We start from the raw sequence: 19,302 nt of genomic DNA, 5'->3' as shown, positions 1-19,302 counted from the left end.
ATAGCTTACAACGTTCGCATATAAAGCGTACCGACAGGCCAAATTAACAATTAATCTTCAAACTCTGCCATCATGAATTATATACACAGTTAGGCATTGTTTCATATCTGCAGCTTCACCCAGTCACTCTTCTTTATTTCCGTGTCACTCTGCCCAGCAGACACGTCCCACTGAATAAATAGATTGTCGTTCACTAATCTAAGTGAGTCAATACAATAGCCTAGAAAGGCTGACTCACAGGTCACCTCAGATTTGACTTCTTGTTTTTCTCCAGTTACCCAGTTCTCAATTGTCAATCTATCATAGTCCTCACCATCGAGATAAACGATAAGATTTTTACTCAACTCTTTTTCAAGGTCATACATCCTTTCAACCACCGAGTCAGCTGAGTTTATTGGTAAAATGATTGTCCCCCAGCAAGGAGATCCACAACTGTAGCCTAGTCCAATGTATCTCGATGTTGACCATCGAATAGTCGGAATCCATGATGGTGCGGCGTCGCAGTCAAAATCATGGCCCAAGGTTCGCTTGAAGTCTCTATTTCCCCATTCAATTCTTATCCTCCCATTTTCCTTGATATATTTCACAAAGTCACCGGTGAGTAGTGTTGAGTCTGCCTCATCAAGCCAAGAATTGCAATTGTCCCGTTTCACTGCGTTGTCAACTGTATCTGTTGTTTGTGACTTTAACAGTAGTGAATCTGATAGCTCAGTCAGTCTCCCCTGTTTCTGACCACAAGAGAATATTAGAAATGCCAATCCAATTAGTGTACGAGTCATCATTTATGAAATTGTGCCTAACATCCGTATAAAGAGACGAATTCTCATACTTCTTTTATGCGCTAATCTAATGTTAAACAATAATATCTTAAAACGATCGATTATTCGAACCTCTGTAAATAGATCGTTTTATCGAATATTCAGTTTAATATATCCTTAAAGGAGAAAGATTCGATAGACCTGTTGTCTATTTATATAATATCAAACTAATTATGATAATCTAGTGACATTCATATTCGAAACCTGCATGGTCTGAATACATATATTTATTTTTCGTCGTATCAATAACCGAAATATTCATTATAGATTGCAATTGCTCACATTTCTCCGTGTCAAATTTTAATATATAGAACCCAATCTTATCTATTTCAAAAATAATATTTTTTCTAACGTCATCTTTGACTTGTATTTCTAGAGCTTCTTTTTGATCGGCATTTAGTTGCCTAATAAGCCATGAATCTTCATTACTCAAATAATATAATCTTTTACTAAAAATTGGAGAATGACATGTGTAGCACATTTTATAATCATCAGTTTTATAGATTTCACTAATTATGTTAATCCCATTTATTGTATTTTGAACATTGTGGTTTTCATCATCCATCTTCAAAATCGCATTCAAAGTATTCATTTCATATTCAAATTTTGGATCGATGGTAGTTAAATTTCCATCTCTATAATTATATTTAGATATAAGCTCTCTAAACATTAAAAATGGAACAAAAAAATACTTATCTTTTTTCTTAACAATAGCAGCATTTAACCCTATAAAATCAACATTTAAATATTTAATATAATATCCAGAGGTAAAATTGTCATAATACTCGCCATTAAAATCATATCTCTTTATAAATTCTTTAAAATAACATAGTTCTTTTTTTGTTATCGATTTTTCCAAATCAGAGGTATGCGAACTGATTATATTCTTAATTTTTAATTCTTGATCTTTTGTGATTAGATATTCTGGGGATGATTCGTTGATGCAGGAGAGAAACAAAAAAACAACAGTTATTAGTACAATATCCTTCATTTTCATCCTTTTTTTTGAAACATTTTGTCTGACTGAAAGTATCAATTAACACTTTCTATTTTGAAGTTTTTTTAGAGTCCACTAACTCTCCTTTATTGTAGGTATTAATAACCATATATCCTTGGTTTTTCCAATATTCATGCCATTCACCATCTCTTTTACCATCCTTCATCTGTCCTTCCAGTAGTTTTGTTCCCGTACTATCCCATAAGATATAAGAACCGTTTTCTAGGCCATTTTCATAATAATAGGCTATTTTAATTTTACCATTCTCATGCCATTCAGTTGCCTCTCCTGTTGGCTGTCCTTTATAATATTCCACCTGAAAATATTTCTTCCCTGAAGGATAATAGCGTACATATTTTCCATGATTTTTACCGTTCTGAGATTGACTCAATTCTAGTAAATTACCTTCATCATCCCATTCCCTAAATTCTCCATTATCAGTTCCATTTTTAAATACAGATTCAAATTTTTTCTGACCGTTTGGGTGCTTAGAGACCACCACCCCATTGTAAGGTTTGCCCCGATAATACCCCTCTCCATCCTTAAAAGATAGCTGTTCATAATCTAACACCTCAGATCCTTGTTTCTTTACACCGTTAGAGCAATTCACAAGTATAAATAACAATAATCCGTACTTCAATATTTTATTCATATCTATCTAGTTCAACCTGCAAAAAAAATGAGGATAACTAAGGGTAATATATTTTTAATATTCGTATTTATATACCACAAGGCATAGAGCCTGGTATTGATTCGTAATAATATTCATTCATAAGTACTTTAACCAATCTCCAATAAAATAATCAATCCCCTAACCACAAAAAAAAGGGGGCCAAAACCCCCTCTCCTTTCATTCTAAAATCACTTCCCAACCTCAGGTATAAACCGTAGTGTATAACTAAGGTTGCCGCCTTGGTTATTGCCTGGGTATGGCACTTCGTAATGTGGCAGGCAAGAGTCAGAAAAGCAGCTATTGTTTCCGATGCCGCGCTGCCAGTAGTCGAAATGGGCAAAGACTTTGTCATACCTTTTTAGGTCTGACCAGTGTAGGCGCTCATACTGAATGTGTTGGTTCCAGGTCATCTCGTCATAATGGCTGAGGGAGAAGGCTACCATTCCCTCTGTTTCGATGCGGAGATTTACATGGTTTGCACTATTCTTTAGGATCAGCTCGCGCAGGTCCTGGTGGTTTCCATATGATTGTGGGTGCACGTATTCCTCTACCATATCGTCTACCGTGGTTTCATAGCGTCCCAGGTATGAACCCGTCTGGCGGTCTCTGTAGTTAGACCATGGGCCTTTGGCGTAGTATTCAATACCTTCAAAACCATCGGCAAACTGCATGCCCAGCCCCAGGCGACGAAGACCTCTGCGCTGTGGGTCGAACTTCACCGTCATATCAAGGGCTCCATTCGGGTAGACGGTATAATCTACGGTATAGTTTGCTTTCCAGCCGCTGGCAGACATAGAAATGGTGGCGTTATCCCCTTGCTCCTTCAGCTTGGCAGTAATGCTGTGTTCTTTAATGCCTGTAGCATCATAATCATATTGGCGATCACCATCGTCACCATTGTTGGCCTCATACTGCTTGCCTTCGGTATCATTATCTATTCTGCGAAAATCATTGTATTCAGGTCCTTGTGCTATGAGCTCCTGGCCATTGAAGATGTAGCTTTTCAGGGCACCGTTTTCATCAAATTCCACGGAGAAATTCTCTCCTGTTACCTTATTGTTCTTAACGGAAAGTTTTCCTTTGGCCATAATCGGTGATAGCTCTTTTTTACGCGCTTTTATAACAAACTGCTCATCTGCCAGACGATAGTTCGCCTTGGCCCAGGTAGTAGATGTTTTTAGGCACAGCCCTACGGTTACGGTATATTCAGAGTTGGCATTCTTTAAGGTTTTAAAAGGCACTTGAATGGTGCGTGATTCGCCTGATGGCACATCCACCTCCTGCACTTTTCCTTCTTCAATGATTCGACCATTTTCTCGTACTGTGTAGGTGAGGTAAAACATATCCGAAAGGTTATTGAACGGATACTTATTCTTTATGCTTACCTGCTGATTATCACTCGTTAAACCAGAAAAATCAACATACTGATACACTTTTTTGATCTCTGTGAGCTTAGCCGTCCACTGCCTGTCGGGAGAAACTATACCGTTATTAAGGAAGTTTCCCTGGAAGGCATGGTCATTATATCGGCCCGGGTGGTTGATGACGTAATCATCAAAGTCATAGCCAGATACCCAGGCATGAAAACCCTGATCATCGACTAAATTTCCATCTTTTATATTTTCAGGATTGTAAATGGATTGATCAACCCAATCCCACACGCAAGCGCCAATGATACCGCTACTATTTTCAATCACCTGCCAATAATCCGTAAGGTTACCCACGGCCTGCCCCATGGCATGTGCATACTCACAGATGAAGAATGGTTTCCCATCTTTTCCGTGCTGCAGTCGCCTGGCGCCATCCACGCTGGTGTACATTTCAGAATGCATATCAGAGCTGCTTTCATTTCCATGGCAATGGATAAACCGGTCATCCAGTTTTTTCACCTCTTTATAGGCTTCGTTCAGGTTGTTTCCACTGCCATTTTCATTTCCTAGAGACCAAAAGATAACGCTTGAATGGTTTCGGTCACGCAGCACCATTCTCACATTACGATCAACAAAGGCATCTCTCCAATCCGGATTTCGGGTAAGGCTGTTATTGCCATGGCATTCCAGATCCGCTTCATCCATCACATAAAGACCGTAAGCATCAAACATAGCATTCATCTTCGCCTGACGCGGATAATGACTGGTACGAACGGTATTGATATTGGCCTGCTTCATCAGGGTAATGTCTTTGAGCATGGTTTCCACATCTACATACTTGCCATAGAGCGGGTGCGTGTCATGTATGTTTGTACCCTTAAAGAAAATGCGCTTACCATTGATGGTAACATAATGATTATCACCCTGATCTACCATTTGGATATTTCTAAATCCATATTTACTGGAGAACACCATTTCCTCTTTTCCTTTGTTAAGCTGGCTGATCACCACCGTGTAGAGATAAGGGCTTTCGGTGTGCCATGGCGTAAGCCCTGTCAATGCCTCGGTAGTAAGGTTCAAGGTTTGAGACGCGTCTTTAATTTTGACTTTCGCTTCTTTGGTTGCCACCAGTTTTCCTTCAGCGTCAAGCAAATCCAACTTATAGGTTTTAGTGCCTTTTTCACCGCCACGATTGTCAATGGCCAAGGATACATTGAGCTTACCTTCGGTAGCATTGGCATTCTGGTCTTCCACCGTAATGTAGTGGTCACGAACAAAGGTTTTTGGCGTAGCTACCAGATAAACATCTCTGTGTATACCGCTCATGCGCCAGTGATCCTGGCCTTCCAGATACGAGCCATCACTCCATCGGTACACGCGCACTGACAGTTGATTAGCGCCTGGCTTGGCATATTTTGTAATATCAAATTCTGCATCGTTATTAGATCCCTGAGAGTAGCCCACAAACTGACCATTCACCCATACCACAGCCGCACTATAAACCCCATCAAAATGGATGAATACTTCTTTATCTTTCCAGCTTTGAGGAAGATCAAAATCACGGCGATAAAAGCCGGTAGCATTATGATCTACCACGCCATGTTCTTCATATCCTTCGCGGGCATAGGGTGGTTCATTTTTAAAAGGATAACCGGTGTTATTGTAGGTCGGGTCATTATAACGCGCGTCCATTTCCCAACTCATCGGCACCCTGATGTTATCCCAGTTGCTGTCGTCATAGTTGGCCGCCTGAAACTCGCTGGGGCCAGGTCCTTCCTTGGTGCCCTTCACCCACTTAAACTTCCAGCTGCCATTCAAGTCTATGGTTGTCGACTGCTTAGGCGTTACCCACGGTTGCTGGTAATATGCATCGGCCTTCATAGCGTTAGTAGATGCATAGGGAATAAAGGTAGCATGGCCGGCCTCCTTGTTGACAGCAAAAACATGCTCATCTGCAATCCAGCTGATGTCAAAGGCACTGGCCTCTTTAGTTTTGCTATTCACGTCAGCTCCATCCTGTGCTTTTATGGTATGGCACAGAAACAATGAGAGCACCGTAAGCAATAGCGTATTGACTTTATTGATCATTTCAGTTGATTAATTTTTAATTGTAATTAGACTTATTTCGTATTGACTACCAGCTCCTTACCTTCCTGCAGCTGCTGATGGGTGATGAAGTATCCATCCAGAGTATCATCGCCATAGGTAATACTTGTAATCTTCTCCCCCTCTCCTTCTTTCACGATGGTAAAAGGCTTGCCCTGCAAGTTGAAAGTCACCTTATCGAATAGCGGTACGGTAACAAGGTATTCAGGATCTGCAGGTGAATAGGTATAAAGGCCAATGGAATTGAACACATACCAGGCTGACATTTCTCCGGCATCATCCATTCCGGAATAGGCCAGCTTATCAGCGCCCATATCGTAGAAGTGGTTCATGATGCTATCCAGCATTACCTGAGCTTTTTCCTGCTTATCTATGAAGTAGTAGGTGTAGGGAATGCTGTGTCCGGGTTGGTTGCCATGGCAGTAATTTCCTATAAAACCGGTCATGTTGTGCACCTCATAGCCTCTCCATGGCTCAGAGAAAAGAGAATCCAGCTTATCTTCCACTGCCTGCTTACTTGGGTAGAGCTCAATCATGCCCTCAGGATCATGTGGCGCAAAGAACAGCGCATTCCAGGCGTTAGCTTCCCTGTACATGTATTGGAAATAAGGGTAGTAAGGATCAAAGTCTTCAATCCAGCTGCCATCCTCTATGCGGCCTCGCCAAAAACCGGTGCTTGGGTCAAACACCTTCTTGTAATTATCAGAGCGCTCCATCAATGTTTGGTAGTGTTCTTCATCACCCAACGCTTTGGCTATTAAGGCAATAGCATAATCATCATAAGCATATTCCACTGTTTTAGTAACAGCGCCCTTGTATTCATCCCAGGTAGGCACATTTACGGTGTCTTTTTCAGCGATCCAGCCTCTTTCCAGGTATTCATCCAGGTAGCGTCTGCCGCCTCTGCCGGGAACAAAAGCATTATTCAACAGCAACTTATAAGCCCTGTTGAGATCGAAATCCTTAAGACCTCTCAAATAACTACCCGCTACAAAGGTGGATGCATGGTCGCCATGAAAGAATGTGGGCATATATCCTCCTGTTTTCTCTCCCTTGTCAATAATGGATTTGAGCACGTCCGTGGCCACATCAGGCGAAAGCATACCCAGCAATATCAATTTATTGCGGTAATCATCCCAAAAAGAAGGATCAGTGTATTTGTTAAAGCCTTTGTTTACTACTTCACCGCGTTCATCAGTATACTCATGGTTTACATCGCTACGCAGAGCAGGCCACAAAAATGATCGATACAAGCAGGAATAAAACAAGCCTTTTTCTCTTTCAGTACCACCTTCTACATTGATTTTGCTCAACAGATTTTGCCAGGTAGAATCGGCCTCACTTTGCACCTGAGCGAAAGATTTCTGCTCCATTTCTGCCTCCAGATTCATCTTAGCATTCTCAATGCTTACAAAAGAAAACCCGATTTTAAGCTCCAGCGGCTTCGCCCCTTTGCTATCTACAAAGTGCACTAAGGCCACTTCATCCTGATCTTCCTTCACCTGCTCAATGCTATCCACCGGGTAGTTGCTTATGGCATAATAGAAAATCCTGCCTTCACCATCCTGCATGCCGCTAAAAGCATGTTCACCAGCCTTTTGGATATTCCATTCACGCACATGATTGTTAGAACGCTTCACATTTACCAGCACGGATTTTTCATCCTCTTTCCGGAAGGTATACTTATGAAAAGCACAACGCAGCGTGGAAGTAAGCTCGGCATTTACATGGTATCTATCTAACTGCACCTGATAATAACCGGGACGAGCCGCTTCATTATCATGACTAAAACCGGAACGATAGTCTGTGGCGGTTATCTTGCCCGTAACAGGCAGAATAGGCAGATGCTGCAGATTCCAGTGCCCTTTGCAGGTATGAGAAAAACCATAGATCACGCTGTCCTCGTATTGATACCCGGCCCCACTGCGAAACTGAGTCACTGGGCTGAGCTGCACCATGGCATTAGGCACCGATGATCCGGGAAATACTTCTGCTCCCCAGGTGCGCTGTTTCCAGGTACGTTTGTAGCCCAAATCTTCCGGCTCCCACAAGGTAGCAGTTCCTAAAAGAGGGTTTACATAGTCAGTTAAGGGTTTATTTTTATGATCTGATTTGTTTGATTGACAGCCCATGTCTACGGCAAAAAGGGCCACCAAAAGGCTTTGAGTTATTAATGATAAAATTCGCATCCTTATTATTTTAACTTCACTTATTTATCTTGACGAGTTGATTAATCAATGGATTTTTATGTTTGAGAATGACCTCTATACTAGTAGAGTGAAAATTCCTGTATTTAACTGACTTACAGGCCTAAAGACTAAGAATATAATTGATCATTTCCTTAGCTTTTTCCTCTGATATATCAGCATGAGGAGACATCGCTATCGGTCCCCAGGCACCACTTCCACCTTTTATGATCTTTTGAGATAATTGACTGACATTCTGATCATTAGCAGGATATTTTTTAGCGATATCCTGAAAGGAAGGCCCAATCTTTTTCACATCTACCGCATGGCAACTCATACAATCAGACTTTTCAATCAATAATTTTCCTTGTGCAACACCTTCATTTTCAGAAACTTGCTGGATTAACGTGTTTTCTTTTTTGGTAGTACAGGCTGCCAATAATAAAGCTGTTGTGCTTGCAGTTAAGAGCAGCGTTTTAATGTTCATTCGGTTCAATTTATCTTGAATCATTGCTTGAGTTATAGTCTATTTTGTGATTTTATAAATGCCGCATTTTTTGTTTCCTGGCCCGGTGTCAGGGTTAGTCAGGAAGTAAAGCTCCCCATTGCGATCTTCGCTAATGCCTGTGATTTTAGAATTTTCTGGTAGATCATTCATCACTATACTCGCACGTGTCCACTCATCTTCCTGCTGCTCCAGATAGAAGAAAGGCCCGGTCCAGTCAGCGAAAACATATCTTCCTTTCAACTCAGGTATGGTTTCACCCTGATATACAAATCCTCCTGTTATACTCACTCCTACTTTGTGGCTGTATTCTGCTATCGGCATGATCATGAGGCTTTTATCACAACTGCTATCTGGTTTATTTTCAGAATTATGACAGTGGGTACCTTCCAGTATTTTCCAGCCATAGTTACCGCCTTTCTCTATGATGTCCACCTCTTCCCACAGGTCCTGACCTACTTCACCTACGAATAGCTTCCCTGTTGACTTATCAAAAGACATTCTGTACGGATTGCGGAATCCGTAAGCCCAAATTTCAGGCCTGGCATCGGTGGTATTGACAAATGGGTTATCCGCTGGCACCACGTATGGACTCTCGGCATTCACATCAATTCTCAGGATCTTTCCCAGCCACGTAGTGAGGTCCTGACCATTCCCAATGGCTCCGTGCTCATCATGCTGGCCACCGCCATCGCCAAACGAAATGTAGAGGTATCCATCAGGGCCAAACTTCACACACCCACCGTTATGGTTGCCATCCGGCTGCTCTTGGGTGAGTATTACTCTTTCACTATCAGCATCAGCGGTAGCGCCATTGAAGGTGAACTCCGACACCACTGAGGTATGATTAGATCCTTCTGTTGATGGCCTGCTATAGTGTAAATAAAACTTATTATTGTGCTCAAAATCAGGATGTAGCGCTATTCCGAGGATACCACGTTCTTCATAGCCATTATGCATGGGCACCGTTTTGTCGGTGATGTCTAACAATAGCTCTTCCTGAAGTTCGCCATCTCTAATTACTGATATTTTACCAGATTGCTCTGTTACCCACAGGTCACCATTGGGCGGAAAAGCAATATCAGTGAGCGCTTCCATGGTATCGATTACCATGGTAGCCTTAAGCGAAATCTCCGGGAGCTCTTTTACTTCCTGCGTTTTCTTTTCAGGGGTATTGCAAGCACCCATCAATATCAAAATGCCAACCATCCAATAAGATGTCTTGCGAAAAGAAGTGCTCATCTGAGCATTTAAATAAGTGTTTCGGTTCATTATAATTATTGTAAATCTTAGCTGTTTCTATATTTAAAAATTAAACCAGAGCGTGCCTGAAACCCACTGGTCTTTATTGCGATATTTCTGCCCTTCTGGCCCCATCACTGTAGCAGATTGGAATTTGGTACCGATAGCGCTAATGCCCTGCAAAAAGCCAAAGCTGCCTTTCGGAAAGGCTGGCTCAACGTTGTTACTTTGCAGTGCATCCTGCTCGCGAGATGGCTGCAACATTTGAAAGTACATATGCTCATCTTCGGTGTAGACCGTAAATGGTAATTCCTTATTTTGTATCTGCACCCAGTTCACTTCTGCATGAAAACCTTTGAATTCCGGGTACTCGGTGGTTTCTCCGGTAATGCTGTTGTTGTATTCCTTCTCCCACACGCCAAACTGTAGTCCTTGCATCCGGTTTTTCCAGACACGATAAGGCCCTCTGCCCAGCCATTTCATTCCCGATATTTTATCTTCAGGATAGTCGAAAGTGATTCCCATAAAGTCGGCCTCTCCTTGCTGCTTGTAGGTGTACTCCATCTTTACAGGCTGCCCTGGCGTGAAGGTCCATTTCACCTTCAAAGTGGCATCACCATCATATTCAGCCTGCACAGTGTAACCTTCATTTTCCTGACTATACTTAAAAGAGGTTAGCTTGGTATTCACCCCCGCCAGTGAAGGCCCTCCTGACAATGAAATCTTCTTGCTTCCCTTCTCTATTTGAGAGAGAAAACCAGTGCTTTTATCAAATTGTAAATCAATCCCCTGATCCTTGACAATCAATATTTTTTCGTTGTCTGACACAGTAATAGTAGATGATGCGGCTCCCGTTGAAGCAGGAACAAAAGCTTTTGGTGCTTTCACTGACCAGCTCCAGGTGAAAATCTCCCGGCCATTGATGTCATAAGCCGTTAGGTATAGCGCATCACTGGCTGCCCAATCGGCGGGTAAGTTTAAATCTAAAATGCCATGCTCCCCAGGCATCAGTTCCAGTGGCTTTGGTTGGCCCTGGGCCAAGATTAAGTTCTTAGTACTCTGATCGCTTACGGAAGGAAAACGGACCAGCTGCCATTTCAAACTACACTGACTCAGTGAGGTAAATGAGTAGTCATTTGCTATTCGCAATTTCCCGTCAAAATCTGACGTAAGAATACTATTGTCACTAATAATTTGAATGGGCGACCAAAGCTCTTTTATGGCAAAAAAGCTGCCTTCCTTTTCTCTGTGAGGCCCTAAAATACCATCCGCAGCATGATTTCCATCAGAATCAAGAGCATTATCCCGATCTGTTCGCATGACCGACTCATCTACAAAGGCCCAAATAAATCCCCCGCCTAAATACGGGTGGCGTTTCATTACCCTCCAGAAATCCTTCAGAGAAGCTCCGGCACCACCATCATAAAGGCCATGCATGAATTCCGTTGGCATAAAAACCTCCTGTCCCTCTGCCGTTTCCCGCACCACATAGTTATAGTCAGGATAATGTTTGGTATTGATCCCGTCATGATATTCCCAGGGATGAATTACGTTTCTATTTTGAGGATCATAAAGCTTGTAGTCGCCATCCACGTCTCTGTTCCAACCACCTTCATTGCCATTGGCCCAAAAGAGAATAGACGAATGATTTACATCTCTGACAATCAGCTCCTTAACCAATCGCCTGGCCATTTCCGTATCGTATTTGGATTGCCACCCCGCCAGCTCATCAATCACATACAGTCCTATAGAATCGCACACATGCAGAAAATCCTTATCAGGCGGGTAGTGCGACATCCTAACGGCATTCATGTTCATCTCCTTGATGAGTCCGGCATCCATTACATGTAGATCATGGCTCAGTGTGCGCCCCGTCTCCGGCCAAAAACTATGGCGATTGCTTCCTTTCAGAACAATTCGCTTTCCGTTTAAATACAATCCATCATGCGGGCGCACTTCCATGGTACGAAAACCAAACCGCTCCTCTATCTGGTGAATGGTCTTATCACCTTTCTTAAGTGATACCTTTACGAAATATAAATTCGGAAACTCAGCACTCCATAACCTCGGCTTATTGAAGGAGTTATTTAACTGAGCAACCATTTGATTATCAGAGACTTTTACAGAAAATTCGGCACCTAACTTTTCACCTTTTGCGTCATATACCTGAGCTTCTAATTCGTACTGATCTTTTGCTTTATTTAGAAAGATATCGGCAGCAAATGTACCATCAGCTTTGGCGTTAATAGCCAGTCGCTCGATATGGGTTTCAGGAACAATTTTCAGGTACACCGGTCTAAAAATCCCACCAAAAACCCAATAATCACTTTGCCGCTCGGCATCATTGATAGATGGATTAGATGACATTTTACTCACCTCCACTTCCAGTAAATTCTTTCCTTTTTGCTTCAGCAAATCGGTGATGTCATAGCTAAATTCATAAAAGCCACCCTGATGTTCCGGTCCGGCAGAACGTCCATTTACTTTTACCTTTGTATCAGTCATGGAACCTTCGAATACCAGGTAAACCCGCTTGCCTTTCCACTTATCCAATGAGAAAGAATGCGTGTAAAGCCCCTTTTCATCGTGTTTCGGACGATCGTGGCCGTAATTATAACTACCAAAGCCTTGCTGCTCCCAATTGGAAGGCACCGCTATCTGTGTCCATTTTCCGCTCTTGCGGCCATCAGTACAGTAAAAATCCCATGAAACGGTATGATCTTTATCCGTACCGGAGAGGTATTTGATATCAGTTTTCTGTGCAAATAGGCCCGAACAACTCAGTAGAAGCGAAAGACTTAATATGTATTTATAAATCATGAAGCAGATTGATTAATTAAGGTTATTCTCACTTCCCTGAAGTTAAGGGTTTCATTTTAACATGGAACTCCAGGCTATCCTTACAGCCTTCTTCATCATTGAAAAAGGCTTCATATCTTCCTTCCTTCGTTTGATCAATATCCTTTATAGTTATTTCCCGGCCTTTGGCAGTAAAACCATTGGGCCCCTTCCAGGTCCAGGTTTGCATTTGAACTGGATGAGGACCAAAACGAATGGTACCTCCTTGTGATACAGATATCTCTGCCTGCTGCTTCCATTCCCCTTCTACCTGAATGTAGGGCGTAATTCCTTCCAACAGACACACATCTTCACCGGTCACCTCTACCTGAAAGGTCTTTGTAGATGAGCATCCTTGTTCATTATAATAAGTGGCGATGTACTCCCCTTCCTGAGCATTTTTAATGGCATTGAGCGAGAACTCACGAGCAGTCATAGTAAACCCGTTGGGGCCTTCCCAGTACCAGGCACCAGCAGCAGGCTGTGGGCCAAAAGCAATATTTGATCCCGCAGGCACGGATAATGCATCTACCGCCTGCCATTCAGATCCATTTTTCATTGACGGCTCAATCTCAGAGGGCGCACACCCTTCAACAGACACTCGGAACACCACCATTTTCTGTGCTCCTGCTGAGCTGGTATGATTCCCAATATAGAAGCCACCCTGATTCATCTGAATCTTTTTTATTGCAATTTTCTGGTCAGATGAGGTAAAACCATTCGGTCCTCGCCAACTCCATTTTCCACCTGAAACTAAAGGATCCAGCACCACCTTATCCCCAACTTTTACCTCCACGGCATTCGCCGATTGATGGGTTCCATTCACAGTAATCTTTCCTTCAGATATCAGAGCCTGAGAAAGTGCCGACCGTAGGACCTGCGCCATTTTAACAGACCCGGAAACTCCCGGATGCACCCCATCGGGAAATAACTTTGCATCATTAATCAATTCATTATAAAAATCTACTGAGTAGGTATGTTCCTCAGATTCAATTTGTTGAATGATGGGAATCACTTCCTGACTGATATTGTAGTTCTGATCTTCGCTGGCAAATAATGGCGGACAATGCGCTAAAATGAAGATGGGATCTCTCCCATCTTCACGAAATGCCTTCATCATAGATAAATAGTCTCCTTTGAACTCCTGCTTATGAGGCTTCCATCTGAAAGAATCTCCATCATTGGTGCCGAGTGCAATCACCACAATGTCGGGTTGAAAGTCTTTGGCTCTTTCTAATTTACCGGTGGTCCAGTAGGTATCGGCCACGTTTTTAAACATAGTTTTGCCACTTGCACCACAATTAAGTACTGAATAATTCGGCCCGAGCATAGCGCCAAGGCGCGCAGGATACGACTCCGTTATCGAGTTACGCAAGCCCCAACCTTCTGTGATGCTATTTCCCACACAAACTATTCTTATCTGGCCCTGCGCTGCAGAAATGGCAACCACCACTACCCAAATACTCATCACTAATTTTCTCATCATAAATCTCATTCTCTATTGTTTGATCAGCTTGAATGCTTTATTCTCATTATTCACTTTAATAAAATAGATGCCCGGCTTGAGCCTGGTCATGTCCAACCATGCCTCTCCGCTATCCTGATAGCTCACATTGGCGGTTTGACTCCTTCCATTCAAATCAAAAACCTGCACTTCAGCATCTTCCGCAATGCCCATAATTTTTACTGTTTCGGTGGCTGGATTAGGATAAAATATGATTTCAGCATCTTTATGCGCCACCTCCGTAGCTACTACATCTTCAGTGCCTATAGCAATGATATAATCGATAGAACTTTTGCAGCCAATGTTATTGACGGCCACCACTTTGTACGTTCCTAGCTGATTCTCCTGAATGTTATTGATGGAAATCTCTCGCTTTTCAGCATTAAAGCCATCAGGACCGGTCCATATCCAATGCGCCCTTTTTGAATCCGCTAGTTGAGGACCGGTGGTAAAACCTTGTCCTAATTCAAGTGCACCACTAGATGACTGCTCCCAGCCCTCATTATTCACATTGATGTATGGTGTAATTTGAGTGGCACAGTAATCATCTCCTTCCACATAAATATCTATGGCATAAGTACTTATACAGGCATTTTCATCAGCATGCATGAGCGTTAATTTCCCGCCTCTGATATCAAGAACATTACTAAAAGAAACGATGCGTTCGTTTGACGAAAATCCGAAAAGTCCTTCCCAACGTTCTCCGCCATTGTTATCTCCAGTCCAGCTCCAATGCCCGCCAATATCCGGAGGGGTGATGGTATAGCTGCCACCAGAGGTAAGAGAAATCGAATCAGAATAAGCCCATGGCGTTCCGTTTACCGTAATATCCGGCACAATGGAAGCAGATGTGCAGCCCGCCAGACCTATGATAAACTCCTGAGTGCTTACACAGCCTTGTTCATTGGTATAAGTGGCCGTATAGGTTCCGGCTTTAGTTTGATCAAAATCGTTGACCGATACCTCCCGCTGGTTGGAGGTGAACCCCGCAGGACCTGACCAGCTCCAACTACCGTAAGTAGGTTGCGGTCCGAATTGAAAACTAGCGCCCTCATTGACAGAACCATAGGTGCCTTCCTTCCAGCCATTGATGTTTATATAAGGAATGATAGCCGAACTGCACGGGTCCTCACCCATCAATGCTAATGTGACCTGTGTTGTGCTTTCACAACCATTGGCATTGTGATAGGTGAGTGTATATTCACCTGCATTTTCATAGCCAATGCTGTTAAACGTAATTTCTCTAGTATTAGCTGTAAACCCATTAGGGCCAGTCCAGCTCCAACTGCCTGCCTCAGGAGAGCTTGTTATTTTCACATAGCTACCCGCCTCAATATCACCGCTGGTCTCTTGCCAACCGTCATTAAACACCGTTACTGTGGTAGTTAATGCTGTAGGATCACAGCTACTTAATGTCACCCTAAAGTCCTGCACTGATATGCAGCCCTCGGGACCTGTATAATGTGCAGTGTAAATCCCTCCCTGACTTGGTGAGATATCCGTAATAGACACTACCCTTGTATTGGCCGAAAAATTATTAGGACCGGTCCAGCTCCATGTGCCTTCTGAAGGCTGAGGACTGAACAGCAAGTTGTCACCCTCATCTAATGTGATCTCGGTATCATCTGTAGCTGGAGCGTCATTAACCGATACCGATGGCACGATCAAATCACACTTTTGAGTGCTCCACTTATCGATATTGATTTCACCATTTACGGCCTTTAATCTTATGGCGTGAAAACCCTGCTTCAACATGATTGGAGCACTCACCGTGGCGTAAGTCTGAAAATTGTTCGTAGCAGGAACCGATACTGTGGTCAATGTGATTTTGTCCTGAAGAAGTTCTAATGAAGCAGCAGATGTAGCGGCAACGTCCAATGAAATGGTATAGGTGCCATCTTCCGGGATTTCCATTACATATTCGGCCCACTCATCATTTTGTAGTTGTATGCTACCCGCATTTGCAGTGATGTTTTGAGATGGAGCTCCAGCCCAAAAGTTATAGTTCTCAGCTTCAATCTCACTTAATATAGGCTGCACTATCGGCGTGTGCTGATGCAAGGCCACCGCACTGATATATACATTTGACATTACCCCAACTTCCTCCTCAGTAGGTATTGCCCAACCGTTCCAGGTGAGGTTAAGATCTCTACGGCGGTTAGCCCAGGTAACATCGCTATTATTCTTAAGCACAGGATAATACTTATTCCAAAGCTCAGGATTAGATTTTGCCAAATGGCCAAGTCCGCGAGCAAATTCACCAGCCCAGGTATTATGATGCCGTTGACTGGTGGAAATGATGCCTTCTTCGTTAGTCAGCTGGCTGAGCGTATAGTCCGCGGCCAATATAGCATTTCTTAGAAAGCGCTCCTCGCCAGTGATGTCATATAGCAAAGTAGAATAGTCGATAAAAGAGCCCTGACTGTAGGCTGTTAAGGCCTTATTCAAATGATCATTGCGATAGATACCCGCATACACATGTCCATTTTTAGGGTTGAAAATGTGGGTGACAGACCAATCATAAATTTGAATCGCCTTATCCAGATAATACTGATCTCCAGTGCTTTGATAAAGAAGTGCTGCAAGGTGCCCATTGGGGTTGTTTGAAAGAGCGTCTTTACTCATGCTGGAAGCATCGGTTGAATAATTAGGCTGCTGCTCCCATATGCCTCCACCATTAAAATCAGTATTCCAGCCGCGGTCATAGGCCAAACGAAAGAAATAATCGGCGTCATCTACATGCTCCTGATTGCCGATCATCTGGTGAGCACGGGCATTTAACAGACCTACCCAGGCCAGGTCATCATTCCATCCATCCCATTCATAGGGAGGTGAATTAAGCACTAAGAAGCTGCCCATCAAATCGTTAAGGATGGCCTCATACCCGGCATCCCCTGATCTTTCGTAGGCATCCAGCATACCCTGGATATTGAGTGCGAGCGTCCAGCCACTATCAAACTGGGCACTGTCAATAATCCGCCTGTAAGCGGTTTGATCCTGCGTATTCGTGATTAAAAAAGCGTCATTAAAAGCATTAATTGCCGAGTCGGCCCTGGGATTTTCTATCTGAGCAAAAGCATTTGATTGTAGTAGTAGTAGTAAGAGCCAAAACAAATGGATGTATTTTCTTATGGTCATAATAGTATTTTTTCATGTGGGAATAATTTTTTTAACCGAGGCAGGTGAATCACCTGCCTCTGCTACTTCTATTTAGCTATTGTACAAATCGCCATTTTTGGTTGCTTTGTCCATTCTCTGTCCATTGTATGATATTGGCTCCATTGGCCGCAGAGCCCGCTTCTACATCCAATGCTTTACCGCTAGCCACTGAAATAATGGAAAAATACCCTTCTCCATCTGGCTGTAGGTACCATCTCTGATTAGCATTATTTTGCCAGGTCCATTGTAGTACATTGGCTCCATTTTGATTGCTTCCGCCTTCTACATCGAGACTTAATCCGCTGTTTTCAGAAATAATGCTGTATATATCCTGATCTACTTCCGTTACAATCCAGCGCTGATTACTCTGTCCCGTAGGTGACCAGATAAGCACATTACCTCCATTTTCCGTTGAGGCGCCATCAACATCCAGAGCTTTATCGCTAACCTTGGATATGATATTGTAAGTAGTCCCTGAATTAATCGCTATGTTCTGCTCAGGCGTTACCATTTGTGCTGTAACAGCGCTTATGCATTGCATGGCATATTGCTCTCCACCTCCTGTAGTTCTACTCCAGTCATTATTGGTGATGTTTAGCCCTGTATTTCTGCTATTCCATGCTGCTTCACACTGTGCGGCAAGCCAAGGGTAATATTTGGCTGTCAGGTTATTCTCCCGAGCCAGTTTAGCAATACCTCTCATACATGCATCAGCCTCTTGAGTCATTACCGGAAATCTGGAGACTACATGATCAGCAGCTATTTGGGCGTCAGTCAAATAATGAGCTTCACCTGTATGTTTGTAGAGAGATGCTGCCGCATTAATAAAGGAACCTGTATTGTATGCATTGTCAGAATATTGAATAGACCCATCGTTTACCACCGCCTCATTGACTACACCAGTATTTGGGTTGAAGAGATTACTTCGGTACCAGGAATATATTTCTTTACATCTATCAAGGTACCACTCATCACCAGTGGCCTCATAAATAAAAATTCCGGCAATGATGGTAGGCCCATTTGCTAAGGCTGCTTTGGTATGCTTATCCATATTTTCCCACAGACCACCTCCAAGACTGTTGTCCCAGCCTCGATGATAGGCAAAGTCCCAATTATTCTTTGCAACAGTAAGATAAGTTGGATCTCCCACCGCATGATAAGCTCTAATGACAGCAATACAGGCCCATGCTATATCATCTGTCCAAGTATTCCATGACCAGTCATAAGTTTCCTTATTTAAGAAGGAATTAGTCAAATCTATGACCCTTTGCCTTCTATCATCATTAGGGTTACGCTCATATCCATCAATCAACGCGGTAATCATGAAGGCCTGTCCCCAAAAATATGCTCGGTCTCGTTTATTTAAACCATCGACTATGTAGGTTTGACCATTGCCATCAGTTACCACAAATGCATTAACAAAGCCATCATAAGTAAGGCCAGCCTGACTTGCCGGATTGATCACCCGCGCATTGGCATTTTTTTGAATAGTGGTATCCGCCTCTTGTAATTCTTTTGAGGCAGCATTCTGCATCTTCTGAAATTCATTTTCTTCACAGCTGGTAATTAAAAAGGATGGTATTATAACCATTACAGCTAGCATCGTTTTAATCCAATTGGGTGTGTTTTTCATAATAGGGTTTGGGTTTGGTTAATTAAAATATTAATCACAAGGTTGAATCTGTTTTATATTTTGAATTTAAAGTCCCTTAGAAGTTTTTAGTCTATTCAGCCCATCTATGATACCTGCCGGACATTGAAACCAGCTAGTATGCTTATAGACCGGGCGGTTTATGATCAATCCTAAGTTGTATTTGATCTGAGTTTCCTAAGCAGAAGGACCGAACCAGCGGGTCGAAAGGAAGTATATTGTTGATTCATTTTAATTGGGTTTAGGTTAGTGT

At 42.8% G+C, this 19,302-nt stretch carries 11 protein-coding genes; all 11 read right to left on the bottom strand.

Going from position 1 to position 19,302, the window contains the following annotated elements; all coding sequences use genetic code 11:
• Nucleotides 1-101: 101 nt before the first annotated feature.
• Entirely contained in the window at nucleotides 102-365 is a 264-nt protein-coding gene (locus tag LVD16_RS14070; RefSeq protein WP_233768900.1) for a hypothetical protein, read from the bottom strand.
• A 634-nt stretch (nucleotides 366-999) separates the two neighbouring features.
• Nucleotides 1,000-1,809 (bottom strand): hypothetical protein, encoded by an 810-nt coding sequence (locus LVD16_RS14065; protein WP_233768899.1) that lies wholly within the window; start codon nucleotides 1,807-1,809, stop codon nucleotides 1,000-1,002.
• 55 nt (nucleotides 1,810-1,864) lie between these two features.
• A complete protein-coding gene (locus tag LVD16_RS14060) occupies nucleotides 1,865-2,467 on the bottom strand; it encodes a toxin-antitoxin system YwqK family antitoxin (RefSeq protein WP_233768898.1) in 603 nt (200 codons plus the stop codon).
• A gap of 209 nt (nucleotides 2,468-2,676) precedes the next feature.
• A complete protein-coding gene (locus LVD16_RS14055) occupies nucleotides 2,677-5,946 on the bottom strand; it encodes a glycoside hydrolase family 2 TIM barrel-domain containing protein (protein ID WP_233768897.1) in 3,270 nt (1,089 codons plus the stop codon).
• Between the two features lie 32 nt (nucleotides 5,947-5,978).
• Nucleotides 5,979-8,153: a GH92 family glycosyl hydrolase gene (locus LVD16_RS14050; protein ID WP_233768896.1), complete on the bottom strand. Its 2,175-nt coding sequence runs from the start codon at nucleotides 8,151-8,153 to the stop codon at nucleotides 5,979-5,981.
• 121 nt (nucleotides 8,154-8,274) lie between these two features.
• The gene (locus tag LVD16_RS14045; protein WP_233768895.1) at nucleotides 8,275-8,637 is read right to left on the bottom strand and encodes a c-type cytochrome; all 363 of its coding nucleotides are present in this window, start codon (nucleotides 8,635-8,637) and stop codon (nucleotides 8,275-8,277) included.
• A gap of 39 nt (nucleotides 8,638-8,676) precedes the next feature.
• A complete protein-coding gene (locus tag LVD16_RS14040; protein ID WP_233768894.1) occupies nucleotides 8,677-9,927 on the bottom strand; it encodes a PQQ-dependent sugar dehydrogenase in 1,251 nt (416 codons plus the stop codon).
• A 33-nt stretch (nucleotides 9,928-9,960) separates the two neighbouring features.
• A complete protein-coding gene (locus tag LVD16_RS14035; RefSeq protein ID WP_233768893.1) occupies nucleotides 9,961-12,717 on the bottom strand; it encodes a glycoside hydrolase family 2 TIM barrel-domain containing protein in 2,757 nt (918 codons plus the stop codon).
• Nucleotides 12,718-12,745: 28 nt separating this feature from the next.
• Entirely contained in the window at nucleotides 12,746-14,221 is a 1,476-nt protein-coding gene (locus LVD16_RS14030) for a GDSL-type esterase/lipase family protein (protein ID WP_233768892.1), read from the bottom strand.
• Nucleotides 14,222-14,233: 12 nt separating this feature from the next.
• Nucleotides 14,234-17,377, bottom strand: coding sequence for a glycoside hydrolase family 76 protein (locus LVD16_RS14025; protein WP_233768891.1), 3,144 nt, complete (start codon nucleotides 17,375-17,377; stop codon nucleotides 14,234-14,236).
• Nucleotides 17,378-17,453: 76 nt separating this feature from the next.
• Complete coding sequence (locus LVD16_RS14020; RefSeq protein ID WP_233768890.1) at nucleotides 17,454-19,031, bottom strand: RICIN domain-containing protein; 1,578 nt, start codon at nucleotides 19,029-19,031, stop codon at nucleotides 17,454-17,456.
• Between the last annotated feature and the right edge of the window lie 271 nt (nucleotides 19,032-19,302).

The organism is Fulvivirga ligni (assembly GCF_021389935.1).
In the GTDB taxonomy this organism is placed as follows: Bacteria; Bacteroidota; Bacteroidia; order Cytophagales; family Cyclobacteriaceae; genus Fulvivirga; species Fulvivirga ligni.
The sequence above is the reverse complement of the archived record's forward strand: the minus strand, read 5'-3'. Positions and strand labels throughout refer to the sequence as shown.

What these genes read in the sequence shown, in the direction of transcription:
- LVD16_RS14060 (WP_233768898.1), bottom strand. Translation starts at nt 2,467, where the DNA reads ATGAATAAAATATTGAAGTACGGATTATTGTTATTTATACTTGTGAAT.
- LVD16_RS14025 (WP_233768891.1), bottom strand. Translation starts at nt 17,377, where the DNA reads ATGACCATAAGAAAATACATCCATTTGTTTTGGCTCTTACTACTACTA.
- LVD16_RS14055 (WP_233768897.1), bottom strand. Translation starts at nt 5,946, where the DNA reads ATGATCAATAAAGTCAATACGCTATTGCTTACGGTGCTCTCATTGTTT.
- LVD16_RS14020 (WP_233768890.1), bottom strand. Translation starts at nt 19,031, where the DNA reads ATGAAAAACACACCCAATTGGATTAAAACGATGCTAGCTGTAATGGTT.
- LVD16_RS14070 (WP_233768900.1), bottom strand. Translation starts at nt 365, where the DNA reads ATGTATGACCTTGAAAAAGAGTTGAGTAAAAATCTTATCGTTTATCTC.
- LVD16_RS14045 (WP_233768895.1), bottom strand. Translation starts at nt 8,637, where the DNA reads ATGAACATTAAAACGCTGCTCTTAACTGCAAGCACAACAGCTTTATTA.
- LVD16_RS14065 (WP_233768899.1), bottom strand. Translation starts at nt 1,809, where the DNA reads ATGAAGGATATTGTACTAATAACTGTTGTTTTTTTGTTTCTCTCCTGC.
- LVD16_RS14030 (WP_233768892.1), bottom strand. Translation starts at nt 14,221, where the DNA reads ATGATGAGAAAATTAGTGATGAGTATTTGGGTAGTGGTGGTTGCCATT.
- LVD16_RS14050 (WP_233768896.1), bottom strand. Translation starts at nt 8,153, where the DNA reads ATGCGAATTTTATCATTAATAACTCAAAGCCTTTTGGTGGCCCTTTTT.
- LVD16_RS14040 (WP_233768894.1), bottom strand. Translation starts at nt 9,927, where the DNA reads ATGAACCGAAACACTTATTTAAATGCTCAGATGAGCACTTCTTTTCGC.
- LVD16_RS14035 (WP_233768893.1), bottom strand. Translation starts at nt 12,717, where the DNA reads ATGATTTATAAATACATATTAAGTCTTTCGCTTCTACTGAGTTGTTCG.